Consider the following 15,881-nt stretch of genomic DNA (forward strand, 5'->3'; position numbering starts at 1 on the left):
AGGAGGATGCGATGCTGCGGCAGACCCGACTGCCCGATGAGCCCGCGGACTATCTCGCCGCCCGCGAAGAGCTCCGGCTCGCCGAGATCGAGCTCATGCGCCACCGCGAACGGGTCGCGGCCCAGCGGCGGGCGCTCCCCCAGGGGCCGGCCGTCGACGACTACGTCTTCGTCGAAGGCCCCGCCGACCTCCACGCGGGCGACTCCCCCGTCCGCGAGACCACCCTGAGCGAGCTGTTCACCGCCCCGGACCGGCCGCTGATCGTCTACCACTTCATGTACGGCAAGTCGCAGACCGAGCCGTGCCCGATGTGCACCCTGTGGACCGACGGCTACAACGGCGTCGCCCACCACATCGCCCGTAACGCCGACTTCGTCATCGCCGCGGCCGCCGACCCGCCCGCCCTGCGGCAGCTCGCCCGCGACCGCGGCTGGTCCCGGCTGCGCCTGCTGAGCTGCGGGGACAGCACCTTCAAATACGACCTCGGCAGCGAGGACAAGGACGGCGAGCAGGACTCCACGATCTCGGTCTTCACCCGGGGCGGCGATGGCACGGTCCGCCACCGCTACTCCGCCCATCCGCGGATGGCCGAGGACGTCAAGGAGCGCGGGATCGACCTCCTCAGCCCCGTCTGGAATCTGCTGGACCTGACGCCGGACGGCCGTGACGACTGGTACCCGCGGCTGGACTACTGACCGGCATCGCGAACATTGACATGTCCACACGGGACTCTTATGGTCCAGGCCATTCCTATCCGTATTCGGAACTGCGTTCCCATTCGTGAACGGAAGAGGTCACCGGATGGCACGAACCAGAACCGCCCTGTGTACCGTTCTCGCGCTGCTGGCCGGCCTGCTGAGCCTTCAGTTCACCGGCCCGGCGGCCCCACACGCGACGGCCGCGCCGGCCACCTTCGCCCACCCCGGCGTCCTGGTGAGCCGCGCCCAACTCGACTACGCCCGATCGAAGGTGCAGGCCGGCCAGCAGCCCTGGAAGGCCGCGTACGACGACATGCTGGCCAGCTCCTATGCCTCGCTCTCGCGCACCCCCAAGCCGCGGGCCGTCGTGGAGTGCGGCTCCTCCTCCAACCCCAACTACGGCTGCACCGACGAGCGCCAGGACGCCATCGCGGCCTACACCGACGCGCTCGCCTGGTACTTCACCCGGGACAGCAGATACGCCAAGAAGTCCATCGAGATCATGGACGCCTGGTCGGCGACCATCACCGATCACACCAACAGCAACGCCCCGCTGCAGACCGGCTGGTCCGGATCCACCTGGCCGCGGGCCGCCGAGATCATCAAGTACACCTACGACGGCGGCTGGCCGGGCGCCGGGCGCTTCGCGACCATGCTGCGCAACGTATATCTCCCCGAAGTGATCAACGGCGCGGCGACCAAGAACGGCAACTGGGAACTGGTCATGACCGAGGCGGCGATCGGCATCTCGGTCTTCATCGAGGACCGCACCAGTTACGACAAGGCGGTCGCCACCTATCTCGCCCGCGTCCCGGCGTACATATATCTGACCAGCGACGGCGATCTGCCCAAGCCGCCCGCGGACAGCAGCATCGACACCAGCGCCGAGATCATCAAGTACTGGCAGGGCCAGAGCACCTTCGCCGACGGCCTCGCCCAGGAGACCTGCCGCGACTTCGGGCACACCGGCTGGGGCATCGCCTCCGTCGCGGACATCGCGGAGACCAGCCGCATCCAGGGCCAGGACCTGTATCCGAAGATCCAGGACCGGCTGCGCTACGCGCTGGGCTTCCACACCTCCTATGAGAACGGCACCGCCGTTCCGTCCTGGCTGTGCGGCGGCTCGGTCAAGAAGGGCCTCGCCGAGGTCACCGAGGTCGGCTACAACGCCCTTCACAACCGCCTCGGCATCGCCATGTCCAACACCCAGAAGTACACCGAGGGACACCGGCCCTCCGGCACGGACAACTACTTCAACGCGTGGACGACCCTCACCCACGCGGACAACCCCTCCTGACCGTCACCGATCACCGGTCGCCGGGCCGTCGGCCCGGCGACCGCGGTGAGACTTCCCAGGCCGCGGCCGTGCACTGCCGGACGCGATACCGTGCGCGGACAGTCAACCGCGCGGCCGCCCTCTCCCCTTAACATGGCCCGGCCCCCCTTGGGCGGATCACCCGTGAGGGCGTCCCCGCCCTCGGGTGGCCGAGGGATGCATACAACGGGATTTTTCATAGCGAAGCAGGATGATGCTCCATATGATGGGGATCACCAGCGCACGCATGGACCGGACAGACACACACGGACCGGCGGCGCCAGGTGGCGCCGATCAGCCCGGGGTGGGAGACGCATGGCACAGGCCGCAGACACAGCGCGGACGATCATCCTGACCGTGGACGACGACCCTGGAGTGTCCCGTTCCGTAGCCCGCGACCTGCGGCGACGCTATGGCGCAGGGTATCGCGTGGTGCGCTCGGAGTGCGGGGAGTCCGCCCTCGAGGCGCTGCGGGAGCTCAAGCTGCGGGGGGACGCCGTCGCGGTGATCCTCGCCGACTACCGCATGCCGCGGATGAACGGCATCGAGTTTCTGGAGCAGGCGCTCGACATCTACCCCGGTGCCCGCCGTGTGCTGCTGACGGCCTACGCGGACACCGACGCGGCCATCGACGCGATCAATGTCGTCGACCTCGACCACTACCTGCTCAAGCCGTGGGACCCGCCCGAGGAGAAGCTCTACCCGGTCCTGGACGATCTGCTGGAGGCATGGCGGACCAGTGAGCACCGGCCGGTGTTCACCACCAAGGTCGTCGGACACCGCTGGTCGGCGCGCTCATCGGACGTACGGGAATTCCTGGCCCGCAACCAGGTGCCGTACCGCTGGTACTCGTCCGACGAACCGGAAGGGCGGCGGCTGCTGTCCGCGGCGGGCGAGGACGGACTGCGGCTGCCGCTCGTGATCACCCCGGACGGCACCGCGCTCGTCGAGCCCGGGGACCGCGACCTCGCCGCCCATGTGGGTCTGGCGACGACGCCGGAGGCCGACTTCTACGACCTCGTCATCATCGGCGGCGGACCCGCCGGGCTCGGGGCGGCCGTGTACGGGGCCTCCGAGGGGCTGCGGACGGTTCTGGTGGAGCGGTCGGCGACCGGTGGCCAGGCGGGTCAGAGCTCACGGATCGAGAACTACCTCGGCTTTCCGGACGGCGTGTCCGGGGCGCAGCTCACGGACCGGGCCCGCCGCCAGGCGGCGAAGTTCGGCGCCGAGATACTGACCGCGCGCGAGGTCACCGGGCTGGAGGTCAACGGCGCGGCGCGCATCGTCCGGTTCTCGGACGGCTCCGCGATCGCCGCACACGCCGTGATCCTCGCCACCGGCGTGTCGTACCGGGAACTGGAGGCGCCAGGGGTGGCCGATCTGACCGGGTGCGGGGTGTTCTACGGCTCCGCGCTGACCGAGGCGACCGCCTGCCAGAACCATGACGTCTATATCGTCGGTGGCGCGAACTCCGCCGGCCAGGCCGCGATGTATCTGGCCCGGGGCGCCAAGTCGGTCACCCTCGTCGTGCGCGGGGAGTCCCTGTCGTCCTCGATGTCGCACTATCTCGTCCAGCAGGTCACGGACGCGCCCACGATCTCGGTGCGTACGAACACGGTGGTCGAGGCCGCCCATGGCGCGCGCCAGTTGGAGCGGCTCACCCTGCGCGACACCGCGACCGGCCACAGTGAGCTCATCGACGCCCAGTGGATGTTCGTGTTCATCGGCGCGGCCCCGCTGACCGACTGGCTGGGCGACACCGTGCTCAGGGACGCTCGCGGATTCATTCTGACCGGCCCCGATCTGACCGCCGACGGGCGCCCGCCGGCCGGCTGGGAGCTGGACCGGCCGCCGTACCACCTGGAGACCAACGTCCCCGGGGTGTTCGTGGCGGGAGACGCGCGGGCCGAGTCCGCCAAGCGCGTCGCCTCCGCCGTCGGAGAGGGAGCCATGGCGGTCATGCTGGTGCACCGGTATCTGGAGCAGTCATGAACGGATTGCACTGCGACCCGGAGGAGATCGGCTCCCTGTTCCTGTTCGAGAAGCTGTCCCCCGAGCAGCTTGCGCGGCTGTGCCGCGACGGCCGGGTGCAGGGGTTCGAACCGGGACCGGTGTACGCCCAAGGCGACCCGGCCACCTGCTTCTATGTGCTGCTGGAGGGCACGCTCGTGCTCTCCAGCCGGGTCGGCACCCAGGACGTGGAGGTGAACCGGAGCTCCAGCCGCGGTGTGTACGCGGGAGCGTTCCACGCCTATCTGGGCGACCGCGTCCAGCAGGTGTACACCAGCTCGCTGCGGGTCGTCGAACCGTCACGGTTCTTCGTGCTGCCCGCCGAGACGTTCTCCGGCATCATGCGCGACTGGTTCCCCATGGCGGTCCATCTGCTGGAGGGGCTGTTCTTCGGCACCAAGAACACCCAGCAGGCCATCGGGCAGCGGGAACGGCTCCTGGCTCTCGGCTCGCTGACCGCGGGTCTCACCCATGAGCTGAACAACCCGGCCGCGGCGGCGGTGCGGGCCACTTCGGCGCTCAGGGAGCGGGTCGCCGGAATGCGCCACAAGCTCGGGGCCATCGCGGCGGGCCCGTACCGGCGGGACACCCTGCAGATCCTCGTCGAGGTCCAGGAGCGTACGGCCGAGCGCGTCGCCAAGGCCACCGCCCTGAGCCCGCTGGAGACCGCGGACCGTGAGGACGCCCTCTCCGACTGGCTGGACGACCATGGCATCGAGGACGGATGGCAGCTCGCGCCGACGTTCGTCCAGGCCGGCCTGGACACCGACTGGCTGGACAACGTGGCGGCGGCAGTGGGCGAGGACACCCTCCCAGGGGCCATACGGTGGCTGAACTACACCGTCGAAACCGAGCTCCTGATGAACGAGATCGAGGACTCGACCACCCGCGTCTCGGGCCTCGTCAACGCGGCCAGGCAGTACTCACAGCTCGACCGGGCCCCCTTCCAGGTCGCCGATGTGCATGAACTGCTGGACAGCACCCTGCTGATGCTCTCCGGGAAGATGGGCCCGCAGATCACCGTCGTCAAGGACTACGACCGCACGCTGCCGAAGATCCCCGCATACCCCGGCGAGCTCAATCAGGTATGGACAAACCTGATCGACAACGCGGTCTGCGCGATGAACACCGTGGACGGCCAGGGCACTCTGACCGTGCGTACGGCGCTCGACGGCGACCATCTGCTCGTGGAGTTCGGCGACACGGGGCCGGGCATTCCCGCGGATATCCGCGACCGCGTCTTCGACCCCTTCTTCACCACGAAACCGGTGGGTCAGGGCACCGGGCTCGGCCTGGACATCTCATGGCGCATCGTCGTCAACAAACACCACGGCGATATCCGCTTGGAGTCCGCCCCGGGCGACACCCGCTTCCAGGTGCGCCTCCCGCTGACCGCCACCGACCTCGATGCCGCGCAGTCGGGCACCTCGCAGTCCGGCACCTCGCAGTCCGGCACCTCGCAGTCCGATACCCCGCAGTCCAGTACCTCACAGGAGCCCTCATGACCACGCAGAACGGAATAGACCCCTCGGTGCCGCCGAGTGGCACCGGTTGCGTCGAATGTGACGCCGTCGACGGATGGTGGTTCCATCTGCGGCGCTGCGCACAGTGCGGCCACATCGGCTGTTGCGACGATTCGCCCGCGAAGCACGCGACGGCGCATGCCACGGCCACCGGGCATCCGCTGATCCGCAGCTTCGAGCCGGGTGAGGGCTGGTTCTGGAACTACGAGACTTCCGAGCTGTACGAGTCCGGGCCGCCGCTGGCCCCGCCGGAGAGCCACCCTGCCGACCAGCCGGTGCCCGGCCCCGCGGGGCGGGTGCCCGAGAACTGGGCGCAGACGCTGGGCTAGCCCCTGGGGTGACCCGGGCCCGCCTGGATCAAGCCACGGTCAGTGCTGTCAGAACCATTGCCCTGGGGACGAAGGGCTTGTTAGCTTGCGCCCGCTGTAAAAACGATTCAATCAGCGACACGGCGGGAGTCCCTTCATGGCAGTCAGCCGTCGGACCTTCGTACGCACCGGCATGACCGGAGTCGCCGCCGCGGTCACCGCGGGCTGGCGGGTCGGCGACGCCGTCGCCCGGACGTCGCCGCGGCGCCCGGGCGGAATCGACCGGCACGCACTCGTATCGCGCCATGACGTGGTCCGCACCGCCAGCGATCCCCTGACCCCGCTGCAGGTGGGCAATGGACAGCTGGCGTTCGGCGCCGATGTGACGGGGTTGCAGACGTTTCTGCCCTTCGCCACCCTGTCCGACTGGGGCTGGCACAGCGATCCGCTCCCGGACGGCCAGACCCCGTCGGACTTCGCCGGACAGATCTGGGACACCCATGGCCGGCCGGTCCGTTACGACATCCCCGATCCGCAGCACCCGGAACTCTCCAACTGGCTGAGGGCGAACCCGCATCGGATCAATCTGGCCCGCATCGGCCTGAGGCTGCTGCGTGCCGACGGGACCGAGGCGGTCGAGGCCGATCTGAGCGGCTGCCACCAGCGGCTGGACCTGTGGACCGGAACGCTGCACAGCCGGTTCACCCTGGAGGGCAGCCCCGTCACGGTACGGACGAGCTGCGGCCCCGATCTGGACGCGGTGGCCGTACGGATCGACTCACCGTTGGTGGCCGACGGCCGGCTCGCGGTGTTCATCGACTTCCCGTACGCCAATGGGGCGGAGAAGTTCTCCGCGCCCTTCGTCGGCGTCTGGGACCGCCCCGATGCGCACACCACACGGCTGCGGACCCGCGGGCCCCGCCGCGCTGACATCACCCATGAGCTCGACGACACCCGCTACACCGTGGGCCTCACTTGGCGGGGCGGCGGGGAACGGCCGTCGCGGGCCGACGGCCATCCGCACCGGTATCTGCTCGGCGGTGGCGCGGGCACCCGGCTGGAGGCCACCTTCCTCTTCGCGCCCCGGCCCTCCCCCCGGGTGCCCAGCGCCACGGCGGTCGAGGCAGCCACTGCCAGGGCCTGGCCGGCGTTCTGGCGCTCCGGCGGGGCCCTCGACCTCTCGGAGAGCACCGATCCCCGGTGGCGGGAGCTGGAGCGCCGGGTGGTGCTCAGCCAGTACCTGCTGGCGGTCAACGAGGCCGGCAGCACCCCGCCCCAGGAGTCCGGACTGGTCAACAACGGCTGGTACGGCAAGTTCCATATGGAGATGTACTGGTGGCACGCCGCGCACTACGCGCTGTGGAACCGCTGGCCGCAGCTGGACCGCGGCGTCGGCGTCTACGAAAGCCTCCTCGACTCGTCCCGGGAACGCGCCCGGCTCCAGGGCTACCAGGGCGCGCGCTGGCCCAAGATGACCGATCCCGGCGGCCGCCAGTCGCCCGGCGAGATCAACGCGCTGCTGCTCTGGCAGCAGCCCCATCCGATCTTCCTCGCCGAACTGGACTATCGGGCCCACCCGACCCGCGCGACCCTGGACAAGTGGCGGGAAGTCGTTTTCGCCACGGCCGAGTTCATGGCCTCGTACGCCTTCGAGGACGCGGGCCGCCAGGTGCTGGGCCCGCCCCTGCATCTCGTCTCCGAGAACAGTGACCCCAAGGTCACCGTTAACGGCGCCTTCGAACTGTCCTACTGGCGCTTTGGACTGCGGCTTGCGCAGCGGTGGCGCGAGCGGCTGGGGCACCCCGCGGACCCTGGCTGGCAGACGGTGCTCGACGGCCTCGCGCCCCTGCCCGTGCAGGACGGGGTGTATGTGGCGTACGAGGGGGTGCGCGACATGTGGACCGAGTACATCTACGACCACCCCTCGCTGGTCGGCCTGTACGGCTGGCTGCCGGGGCACGACGTGGACGCGACGGTCATGCGCGCCACCGCCCGCAAGGTGTGGGACGTATGGGCCTGGGACGCCGCCTGGGGCTGGGATTTCCCGATGCTCGCGATGAACGCGGCGCGGATGGGCGAGCCGGACCGCGCCGTCGACTTTCTGCTGCACGAGAAGTTCGGGTTCGACGACGCCGGGATGCCGCTCGGCGGCTCCCGGGTCGCCACGCCGTACTTCCCGGGCGCGGGCGGGCTGCTCTACGCCGTGGCCCTGATGGCCGCCGGATGGGACGGCGCCGGGGGCGATGCGCCCGGCTTCCCGTCCGGCGGGCGGTGGCGCGTGCGGTGGGAGGGGTTGGCACGCGCCGTGTAGGGCCGGGACGGTTGACTCAGGGTTTTCTGGCCACGCCGCCGTACATGGAGACATCCGCATCCGACAGCCTGCCGAGTACCGGGTCGTCGGGACGCCAGCGGTGGATCGGGACCAGTCCCGGCTCGACCAGCTCCAGCCCCTGGAAGAACTGTTGGATCTGTTCCCTGGGGCGCTGCTGCACCGGAACCCGCGATGCCGCGTAGACGTCCGCCGCGCGCTTCATCTCCTCGGGAGCGAAGTCCGAGGTGCCGTAGGTCAATGCCAGATAGCTTCCCGAGGGGAGGGCGTCCACCAGCTCGCCGAGGATGGCGTAGTGATCGTATTCCGGGGGGACGAAATGCAGGATTGAGATCATCATCAGCGCCACCGGCTTGCTCAGATCCAGCGTCTCCAGCAGCTCAGGGGCGGTGAGTATGGAGCGGGGCTCTCGCAGATCGGCCTCCGCGTAGGCGGTCATTCCCTGCGGGGCGCTGGTGAGGAGGGCGCGGGCGTGCGTCAGCACGATCGGGTCGTTGTCGGTGTAGACAATGCGCGCCTCGGGGGCGATTTCCTGGATGACCTGGTGGAGGTTGGGGGAGGTGGGAATTCCCGTCCCGATGTCTAAGAACTGTCGAATCCCGGTCTCTTCGGCGAGCATGCGCGCCGATCGGCGCATGAAGTACCGGTTGTTCCGTGCGATGGTGCGGGCGTGCGGCAGGACGGCCAACACCTTTTCGGCCGCCTCTTGGTCCGGGGGGTAGTTGTCCTTCCCGCCGAGGAAGTAGTCGTACATGCGCGCGGAATGCGCACTTCCGGTGTCGATCTCATCGGCCGACCAGCTCATCCGGGACAGTGCCCCTCTCCGTTCTGTCGAATGCGCGATGTTGCGGTCCGGTCCGCCCACATCACAAGGTCACGGCGCGAAGCCGTGTGGGGGAAACTCTCGCACCAATCGCTGGGCCGCCGCTTCCAATTGGCGTTGTTTACGGAATCCGGCCCGGATCATGGCCGTCAAGGCCACCTCCAGGAGGGTGAAGAAGGTGGCGGGGACCAGCAACACCATCTTGTCGGTGGCGATGGCCTGTACGACCATCCCGACGACGCCCAGCAGTACCACCGCCATGACCGGCACCAGCTTGGCCAGCTTGCGCTCGCCCTTGATCATCGCGGCGTGGTTGCGGGCGGCGCGGGCGCTGCGCCCGTGGAACGCCGGGTGTGCCTCGGCCACCGCCCAGGGCGTACCGGGCGGCAGCGCTTCGAACCGGACCGCCGGGTCGGGGTCGGGGACGAAGATCCGCCGGCGGACGGACTTTTTGCCCAGGGTGCGGGCGTAGCGGTAGCCGTAGGCGGTGGCCAGTTGGATGGCCTGGTCGGGCAGGAGTTGCGTATTGGCGATCGCGACCTCGGGCCGGCCGTCGAACAGCGGCGCGTACTGGGCCCGCCGCCGCTCCCCGAGGCGGGATACGCGCTGGGAGAAGGTGCCGCTTTCGCCACTCATCATGTGCTCCGACTGTCAAGGGGTAGGCCCGGGACAGAGCGCACATTATCCCAGGTCCGCGGGGTGATCCGGGGCGGGGCCGATGCTGCGGCGCTGGCATTGAAACGTCCCGGCCGCCGCTGCGTATCTGCTGTCACGGGATCGCCCGCGCCCTGACCACCCGCCACAGTCAAGGAACTGCCCCATGAACACGCCTGCTTCTCTCGGTTCTCTCGGCGTCACCGGCCTGGGAGTCATGGGCCGCAACCTGGCCCGCAACTTCGCCCGCCACGGCTACCCCGTCGCCGTCCACAACCGCTCCGTGAACCGCGTCCATGCGCTCATCGAGGAGTTCGGCCACGAGGGCACCTTCGTCCCGGCCAAGACGGCGGAGGAGTTCGTGGCCGCAATGGAGCGCCCCCGCCGTCTGGTGATCATGGTGCAGGCGGGCGCGGCCACCGACGCCGTCATCGACGAGTTCGCCCCGCTGCTCGAGCCCGGCGACATGATCATCGACGGGGGCAACGCCCACTTCAGCGACACCCGCCGCCGTGAGGCCGCGCTGCGCGAGCGCGGCCTCCACTTCGTCGGCGCCGGCATCTCCGGCGGTGAGGAGGGCGCCCTCAACGGCCCGTCCATCATGGTCGGCGGCTCGGCGGAGTCGTACGGAGTCCTCGGCCCGATGTTCGAGGCCATCAGCGCGAAGATCGACGGCGAGCCGTGTGCCACCCATATCGGCACCGACGGGGCCGGACACTTCGTCAAGATGGTCCACAACGGCATCGAGTACGCCGATATGCAGCTCATCGCCGAGGCGTACGACCTGCTCCGCCAGGTCGCGGGATACACTCCGGCCGAGATCGCGGACATCTTCCGCACCTGGAACGAGGGCCGGCTCGGCTCCTATCTGATCGAGATCACCGCCGAAGTCCTGGCCCACACCGACGCCGACACCGGCGGCCCCTTCGTCGACGTCGTCGCCGACGCCGCGGGCCAGAAGGGCACCGGCCGCTGGACCGTGCAGACCGCCCTTGACCTGGCCTCCCCCGTCACGGCCATCGCCCAGGCCACCTTCGCCCGCGCCGCCTCCGGCCAGGCCGAGTTGCGCGCCGCCTACCGCGGTCTGCCCGGCGGCACCACACCGCCGCTCAGCCGCTCCGAGGCCGCGCGGTTCACCGCACAGGTCGAGCACGCCCTGTACGCCTCCAAGGTCATCGCGTACGACCAGGGCTGGAAGATGATCCAGGACGCGGCGGCCGAGTACGGCTGGAAGATCGACCTGGGAGCTGTCGCCCGGATCTGGCGCGGCGGTTGCATCATCCGCGCCTCCTTCCTGGACCGCATCCGCGCCGCGTACGCCGCCGATCCGGAGCTGGTCAGCCTGGTCGGCGAGAAGACCTTCGCCGCGGAGATCACCGACGCCCAGGTGCCCTGGCGCGAGATCGTGGCCTCCGCCGCCCGCCGCGGCATCCCCGTCCCCGCCTTCTCCGCGGCCCTCGCCTACTACGACACCCTGCGCGCCGATCGCCTGCCCGCCGCGCTCCTCCAGGGCCAGCGCGACTACTTCGGCGCCCACACCTATCGGCGCACCGACCGCCCCGGCACCTTCCACACCCACTGGTCCCACCCCGACCGCCCGGAGACCACCGACTGAGGCTCAGGGCACCCCGGGTGCGGCCCCGGACATCGCCGTCCGGAGCCGCACCCGTCGTCCGGCGCACCGCGATCAGCGCAGCGGCATCGGGTCCTTGACGCCGCTGCGCGCGGCGGGCATCGCCGCGCCGTGGAGGCTTCCCGACGCCCCGGTGCCCACCGCCGCGGGTGCCGAGGCGATCACGCTCGCGTTGCCGAGCGCCCGTACGGTGCCGGGGTCCAGACGGGTGGCGCGGGAGCGGATGTTGGTGCCCGTGACATGGGACCAGTGGTGGATGATCCGGTCCATGACCGGGCGCAGCTGCGAACCGCGGGTGTAGAAGTACTCCGGCTGCTGGGTCGGCTCCAGCCTCCGCTCGATCGAGTACAGCAGCAGCGAGACATCCGGCCCGAGTTGCAGGAACGACCGCGAGTCCTGGTGTGCGTCCAGCTTGACCCGGGCGCCGAGCCGCCGCAGCCGCTCATGCGGGGTGCTGGCGGTGGCCCGCAGGTCCCGCACCACCGGGCTCTCCCAGCTGACCGCCAGGTGCAGCCAGGACAGGAAGGTCACCGCGACGAACTCCTCGTGCGCAAGCCCCGCCTGCGAGGGGCCGCGCCGGTCCAGCATGACGTCCCCGATCTCCTGGACCAGGTCCTGGATGCGGAAGTCGTCCGTCGGATTGGCGCCCGAGGTGTTGCTGGAGTGCTGGATGCCGATGGACACCTCCTCCAGCAGCTGCCCGAAGAGCACCGGGAAGCGGTTGTTGGCGACATCGGTGCGGTGGTACGGATACGCCCCGGGCTTGCCGCCACGGCCGTGGTTCAGATCGAGCCCGAGCAGCCGGTGGTAGGCGTTGCGGCGGACGGCGTCCGCGTCGGGCCGCAGCTCGCCGGTGACGGCGAGCACGGAGAACGGGCCGGGGTCGCGGAAGAACAGCCGCTCGGTCTGGTCCAGCCACTGCAGGGTCTCGGCGGACGGCGTATTGAAGTTCTCCGTGTTGAAGAAGGACACCAGGATGCGGCGGAAGATCTCCAGGATCCGGGTGTTCTCCAGCATGTAGGCGTAGACGAGATGGTCGGTCTTCTCCGGCAGCGGCAGCTCCGTGCCCTGGAAGCTCGTCAGCACTCGTCTCGCGTTCTCCTGGGCCTCGCGGGCGTACGCGGGGTCCCGTACGGGGAAGGACTCGCTCTTCTGCTGCCAGGTCGCCTCGACCAGCGAGGCCAGATCGCCCGCAGTCTGCCGCGAGATGAACTCCGCCACCTGCGCGAATGTCTTCTTGGGCTGGGAAGCCGCCAGCAGGGCGCCGGCGAGTTGCATAAACACGGGTCGGTCACCTCTCGGGAGTCAGGACATCGGCGGACAGGGAGAGCCTGCGGCGGGAGACCGTCGCGTCCGGGCTGTACGTCCGGGTCTCGCCCGCCGTGTCCTTGTAGACGACGCTGCCGGTGACGGCGAAGGGGCCGGGCCCTTTCGGGATGCTCACGGGGGCCACGAGATAGCCGCCCGGGGCCACGGTGGGCTTCTGCCCGCCCGGGTAGGTGTACTTCTCCACCCCGTCGATCCTGATCGAGACCTTGAACGCCTCGGGCTTCGACGGTGAGTTCACCACATGCGTGATGACCTGCGCCTGCAACTCGACCGCGTCGCTCCAGCGGGTGGCGAACGGCGGATACGCGGGTGTCGGCTTGCGCCCGGCGATGGCGTCGTGCGCGGTCAGGAACTCGGCGTACAGGGAGTTGAACGAGGCCGCGCCCAGCTTCTCCTCGTCGGTGAGCTCCTGACGGGCCAGCCGCCGCGGCAGCAGACGCAGCTGGTCGACGATCTGCTGCAGCGGGTTGGGGGCCGGTTCGGCCACGACGGCTATGGCATTGCCTGACTCGATCGATTTGGTTGTGCCGGCGATCGGTTTGGGTGTGTTCGTGTTGGTCATGGTCAGCCTTTCCTGCCGAGCGCCAGCAGCCAGTTCTCGAACTCCGCGCGTGCCTGCTGTGCGTCCGGGCCGTCGAGTGACAGCCGCAGGCAGCCCAGGGCGAGAATCCGGAGTGGTTCCGCATCGGCCCAGTAGTCGGATGTGTAGAGCGCGGGCCCGCCGCGTCGGGCCAGGGCGGCCAGCTCGCCGGGCGACACCCGGCCGGGGTCCAGCAGCTCCGCGAGCGGCCGTCCGCGGAAGGCGGACGCGGACTGGCGCAGACACGCCCGCGCCAGCCGGGGGATCACCGGTACGGCCCGCCGCAGCGCGTCCCGGCGCTCCGTCGGCAGGTCGTCGAGCGGGTACGAGCGCAGCCAGGCGCGCTCCATGTCGTCCCAGGGCCCGCTGCCGTACCAGTCGCGGCACATCGCGGCGCCGAGCAGGACGCGCAGATACGCGGGCGGATGCGGGTCGCCCACCAGGATGGTGGTCACGGCCTGCGGCGGTCCGGCGATGACGTCGTGCAGGGCGGCCAGCGCCGCGTAGCCGGTGTGCGCGAATGCGTACGCGTCCGCGGCGATCTCCTGCGCCCAGCGCGCCCAGGCGTCGGCGACGTCCTCGCCGCCCGGTCGGGCGGCGGTGTGCAGCGCCCGGGCCAGTTCCTCGTTCCAGCCGAGCTGGAACGCGACCTGGTGGCCGGTCTCGTGGATGAGCGCGGTCGGCCGGAGCAGATTGTGCCGGGTGATCTTGATGGCGGCCACCGGGCTGATCGCCGCCGGATCCCACAGCCGCACCCCCGCGCGGAGGATCGAGGCCCCCATCCCCTTGTCGATGTAGGTGAGCACTTCGGGCACGGGCTGCCCGAGGCGCGGCAGGACCGCCGTCATGCTGCGGACGGCGAGATAGTCGCAGGCGCGCAGCAGAGCGGCCAGCCGCTGCCCGGTACGGGTGTTGACGGCGTCGCCGTAGAAGTCGGCGACGGTCTCCACCCGCTGGATGTCGCGGCGCACCGCCACCACGCCCCGGCGCACGGCCTGTACCTCCGGGGCCGTACGGGCCCGGGCCAGCGCGCCCGCGAGCGCGCGTGTCTTCGGGCGCAGCCGGTCCACGGCGCGCTGGAGTTCGGAGCGCAGGGCGAGGCCGAGCCGGTGTTCCAGCGAGGCCCAGGCCGCTGCCGAAGCGAAGTTCTCCGGCTGGGCCAGGCCCTCGGTGGCGGCGGTCCAGTGTGCGAGCTGCCGGGCGGTCTGGGCACGCAGCGCCGCCGTGTCCGGTCCCTCCTGCGCCGCGGTGGCAGTGGCTGTGGCGGTGTTGGCGGGCCCCGGCGGAGCCGCCGCGCCGTCGTGCACGGCGGCGGGCTGGGGCGCCTCGACCGGTACCGCTCTGGGTCTCGGCCGGAGCGTGTCAACCACGATGGCGGCCCGCCTTGACCTCCACCTTGGCGGCGGGCTCGGCGGCGAGCGCGCCGATGGCCCGGGACACCTCGGACCGGGAGGGCAGCCGGCGCCCCAGGATGCCGGTGACGATCCCGACCAGCGGGGCACCGGGCAGGGTGACGACCAGTGTGACCCCGTCCCGCGGATCCTGCAGCGCGCGGACGAACTCGTCGACACGGCCCTTGAAGTACTGCGCGAACGCCTGGCCCGCGGCCCGCTTCAGCCCCTCCGCGATGGCCTCGCGCAGCCGTGGCGGGAGCGACGAGACCAACTCCTCGCCCTCGTCCGCCGGGGACAGATGGGAGGACTGCTCATGCGCCTCGCGGAACACCCGCACGCTCCGGCCCTCGCCGCCGAGCAGCGCCGTCGCCGTGGACTCGGCCAGCGCGGAGGCGAGAGCGCCGAGGAAAGGGCCCACTGCGGGCGGTGTGCCCGCCGACTTCAGGATCTCCTGCGCCCGCTCCTCGGCCAGGTGGAGCGCGATGGTCAGGCTCTCCTGACCGGCCCGGGCGTCCACAGTGACCCGCGCTTCGGTGGGCCTGCGCAGTTGCTCGGGCGCCTCCGCGCCACCGCCGGCCCGGCCCGGGTCCGAGCCCGACTGCCGGTCGGCGAGCTCGATGCCGTACAACCGCACTCCCCTGGGCAGTTGGCGCCCCTTGGTGACCTTCGGGACCTGCGCCATGCCGAGCCCGGGGTGGCCGAGGAGCGAGTCGGCGGCCTGCCGGGTGAGCGGGAGCAGGGCCAGCAGCCGGGCGCCGCCGCGGCCGGCGCCGCGCTGCTCGGCGGCCTGGATCTGGCGCGCCCAGGTGTGGGCGCCGGCCTCGTACAGATGAATCTTCAGCCGGACCGGGAAGGCGCGCACCCGGAACTGGTCGCGCAACACCGTGGCCAGCGGTGTCCCGCCGCCGGTGCGCAGCGTGGCGGCCTGTTTGGCGCCGACCTCCACCTCGAAGACGCGCGAGTACTTCTTGTAGCGCAGCGCTCCCTTGGCGCCGCGCGGCAGCGGCACCCACATGCCCTTCACCCCACGGGCCTCCGTCTCCTCCAGGTCCTCGCGCAGGAGGGTGGAGGGGATGTTCGCGGCGGCGGCGACATTGAACGCCTTGCCCGCGGCGACCTCGAGGCGCACCGGGTCCTCCAACTCCTCGGCGGGGAGCTGGGCGAGCTGCCGTACGGTGTCCTCGGCGGTGGGGGGGGGGGCGGCCGCCCCCACCCCGCCGCCCGCCCCCCCGGCCGGGTCCGCTCACAGGCGCTGCAGTATGAAAAAAACAAACACGACAACACA

At 70.5% G+C, this 15,881-nt stretch carries 13 protein-coding genes; 7 read left to right on the top strand and 6 right to left on the bottom strand.

Going from position 1 to position 15,881, the window contains the following annotated elements; all coding sequences use genetic code 11:
- The first annotated feature begins 11 nt into the window (after positions 1-11).
- The 6 genes from ACFV2X_RS23785 to ACFV2X_RS23810 all read left to right on the top strand — a co-directional run bounded on the left by ACFV2X_RS23785 (position 12) and on the right by ACFV2X_RS23810 (position 8,165).
- A complete protein-coding gene (locus tag ACFV2X_RS23785) occupies positions 12-695 on the top strand; it encodes a DUF899 family protein (RefSeq protein ID WP_385619666.1) in 684 nt (227 codons plus the stop codon).
- A 106-nt stretch (positions 696-801) separates the two neighbouring features.
- Positions 802-1,995: an alginate lyase family protein gene (locus tag ACFV2X_RS23790; protein ID WP_385619669.1), complete on the top strand. Its 1,194-nt coding sequence runs from the start codon at positions 802-804 to the stop codon at positions 1,993-1,995.
- A 333-nt stretch (positions 1,996-2,328) separates the two neighbouring features.
- Entirely contained in the window at positions 2,329-4,005 is a 1,677-nt protein-coding gene (locus ACFV2X_RS23795; RefSeq protein ID WP_385619672.1) for an FAD-dependent oxidoreductase, read from the top strand.
- Positions 4,002-5,528, top strand: a complete 1,527-nt coding sequence (locus tag ACFV2X_RS23800) for an ATP-binding protein (RefSeq protein ID WP_385619674.1) — start codon at positions 4,002-4,004, stop codon at positions 5,526-5,528. Before ACFV2X_RS23795 ends, ACFV2X_RS23800 begins: the two co-directional genes overlap by 4 nt.
- Entirely contained in the window at positions 5,525-5,875 is a 351-nt protein-coding gene (locus ACFV2X_RS23805) for a UBP-type zinc finger domain-containing protein (RefSeq protein ID WP_385619677.1), read from the top strand. The genes ACFV2X_RS23800 and ACFV2X_RS23805 overlap by 4 nt, the downstream gene beginning before the upstream one ends.
- A 136-nt stretch (positions 5,876-6,011) precedes the next feature.
- Positions 6,012-8,165 (top strand): hypothetical protein, encoded by a 2,154-nt coding sequence (locus tag ACFV2X_RS23810; protein ID WP_385619680.1) that lies wholly within the window; start codon positions 6,012-6,014, stop codon positions 8,163-8,165.
- 16 nt (positions 8,166-8,181) lie between these two features.
- On the opposite strand, the gene ACFV2X_RS23815 is transcribed toward ACFV2X_RS23810, so the two are convergent.
- Positions 8,182-8,988, bottom strand: coding sequence for an SAM-dependent methyltransferase (locus ACFV2X_RS23815; protein WP_385619682.1), 807 nt, complete (start codon positions 8,986-8,988; stop codon positions 8,182-8,184).
- Between the two features lie 69 nt (positions 8,989-9,057).
- Positions 9,058-9,645, bottom strand: a complete 588-nt coding sequence (locus ACFV2X_RS23820; protein ID WP_385619684.1) for a hypothetical protein — start codon at positions 9,643-9,645, stop codon at positions 9,058-9,060.
- Positions 9,646-9,826: 181 nt separating this feature from the next.
- On the opposite strand from ACFV2X_RS23820, the gene gndA reads away from it, so the two are divergent.
- Entirely contained in the window at positions 9,827-11,275 is a 1,449-nt protein-coding gene (gene gndA, locus ACFV2X_RS23825) for an NADP-dependent phosphogluconate dehydrogenase (RefSeq protein ID WP_385619687.1), read from the top strand.
- A 72-nt stretch (positions 11,276-11,347) separates the two neighbouring features.
- Here gndA and ACFV2X_RS23830 read toward each other — a convergent pair whose 3' ends face one another.
- Genes ACFV2X_RS23830 through ACFV2X_RS23845 form a run of 4 tightly spaced genes read right to left on the bottom strand, consistent with a single transcriptional unit; the run spans position 11,348 to position 15,809 of the window.
- The gene (locus ACFV2X_RS23830) at positions 11,348-12,577 is read right to left on the bottom strand and encodes a hypothetical protein (protein WP_385619689.1); all 1,230 of its coding nucleotides are present in this window, start codon (positions 12,575-12,577) and stop codon (positions 11,348-11,350) included.
- A 7-nt stretch (positions 12,578-12,584) separates the two neighbouring features.
- Entirely contained in the window at positions 12,585-13,184 is a 600-nt protein-coding gene (locus ACFV2X_RS23835) for a hypothetical protein (RefSeq protein WP_385619691.1), read from the bottom strand.
- 2 nt (positions 13,185-13,186) lie between these two features.
- Entirely contained in the window at positions 13,187-14,572 is a 1,386-nt protein-coding gene (locus tag ACFV2X_RS23840; RefSeq protein WP_385619693.1) for a hypothetical protein, read from the bottom strand.
- The gene (locus ACFV2X_RS23845) at positions 14,565-15,809 is read right to left on the bottom strand and encodes a hypothetical protein (RefSeq protein WP_385619695.1); all 1,245 of its coding nucleotides are present in this window, start codon (positions 15,807-15,809) and stop codon (positions 14,565-14,567) included. The genes ACFV2X_RS23840 and ACFV2X_RS23845 overlap by 8 nt, the downstream gene beginning before the upstream one ends.
- Between the last annotated feature and the right edge of the window lie 72 nt (positions 15,810-15,881).

It is taken from the genome of Streptomyces sp. NPDC059679, from assembly GCF_042734105.1.
Classification (GTDB): domain Bacteria; phylum Actinomycetota; class Actinomycetes; order Streptomycetales; family Streptomycetaceae; genus Streptomyces.

Excerpts from the sequence above, each read along its gene's own strand:
- ACFV2X_RS23805 (WP_385619677.1), top strand. The coding sequence starts at position 5,525 with ATGACCACGCAGAACGGAATAGACCCCTCGGTGCCGCCGAGTGGCACC.
- ACFV2X_RS23795 (WP_385619672.1), top strand. The coding sequence starts at position 2,329 with ATGGCACAGGCCGCAGACACAGCGCGGACGATCATCCTGACCGTGGAC.
- ACFV2X_RS23810 (WP_385619680.1), top strand. The coding sequence starts at position 6,012 with ATGGCAGTCAGCCGTCGGACCTTCGTACGCACCGGCATGACCGGAGTC.
- ACFV2X_RS23800 (WP_385619674.1), top strand. The coding sequence starts at position 4,002 with ATGAACGGATTGCACTGCGACCCGGAGGAGATCGGCTCCCTGTTCCTG.
- ACFV2X_RS23835 (WP_385619691.1), bottom strand. The coding sequence starts at position 13,184 with ATGACCAACACGAACACACCCAAACCGATCGCCGGCACAACCAAATCG.
- ACFV2X_RS23815 (WP_385619682.1), bottom strand. The coding sequence starts at position 8,988 with ATGAGCTGGTCGGCCGATGAGATCGACACCGGAAGTGCGCATTCCGCG.
- ACFV2X_RS23785 (WP_385619666.1), top strand. The coding sequence starts at position 12 with ATGCTGCGGCAGACCCGACTGCCCGATGAGCCCGCGGACTATCTCGCC.
- ACFV2X_RS23790 (WP_385619669.1), top strand. The coding sequence starts at position 802 with ATGGCACGAACCAGAACCGCCCTGTGTACCGTTCTCGCGCTGCTGGCC.
- gndA (WP_385619687.1), top strand. The coding sequence starts at position 9,827 with ATGAACACGCCTGCTTCTCTCGGTTCTCTCGGCGTCACCGGCCTGGGA.
- ACFV2X_RS23820 (WP_385619684.1), bottom strand. The coding sequence starts at position 9,645 with ATGATGAGTGGCGAAAGCGGCACCTTCTCCCAGCGCGTATCCCGCCTC.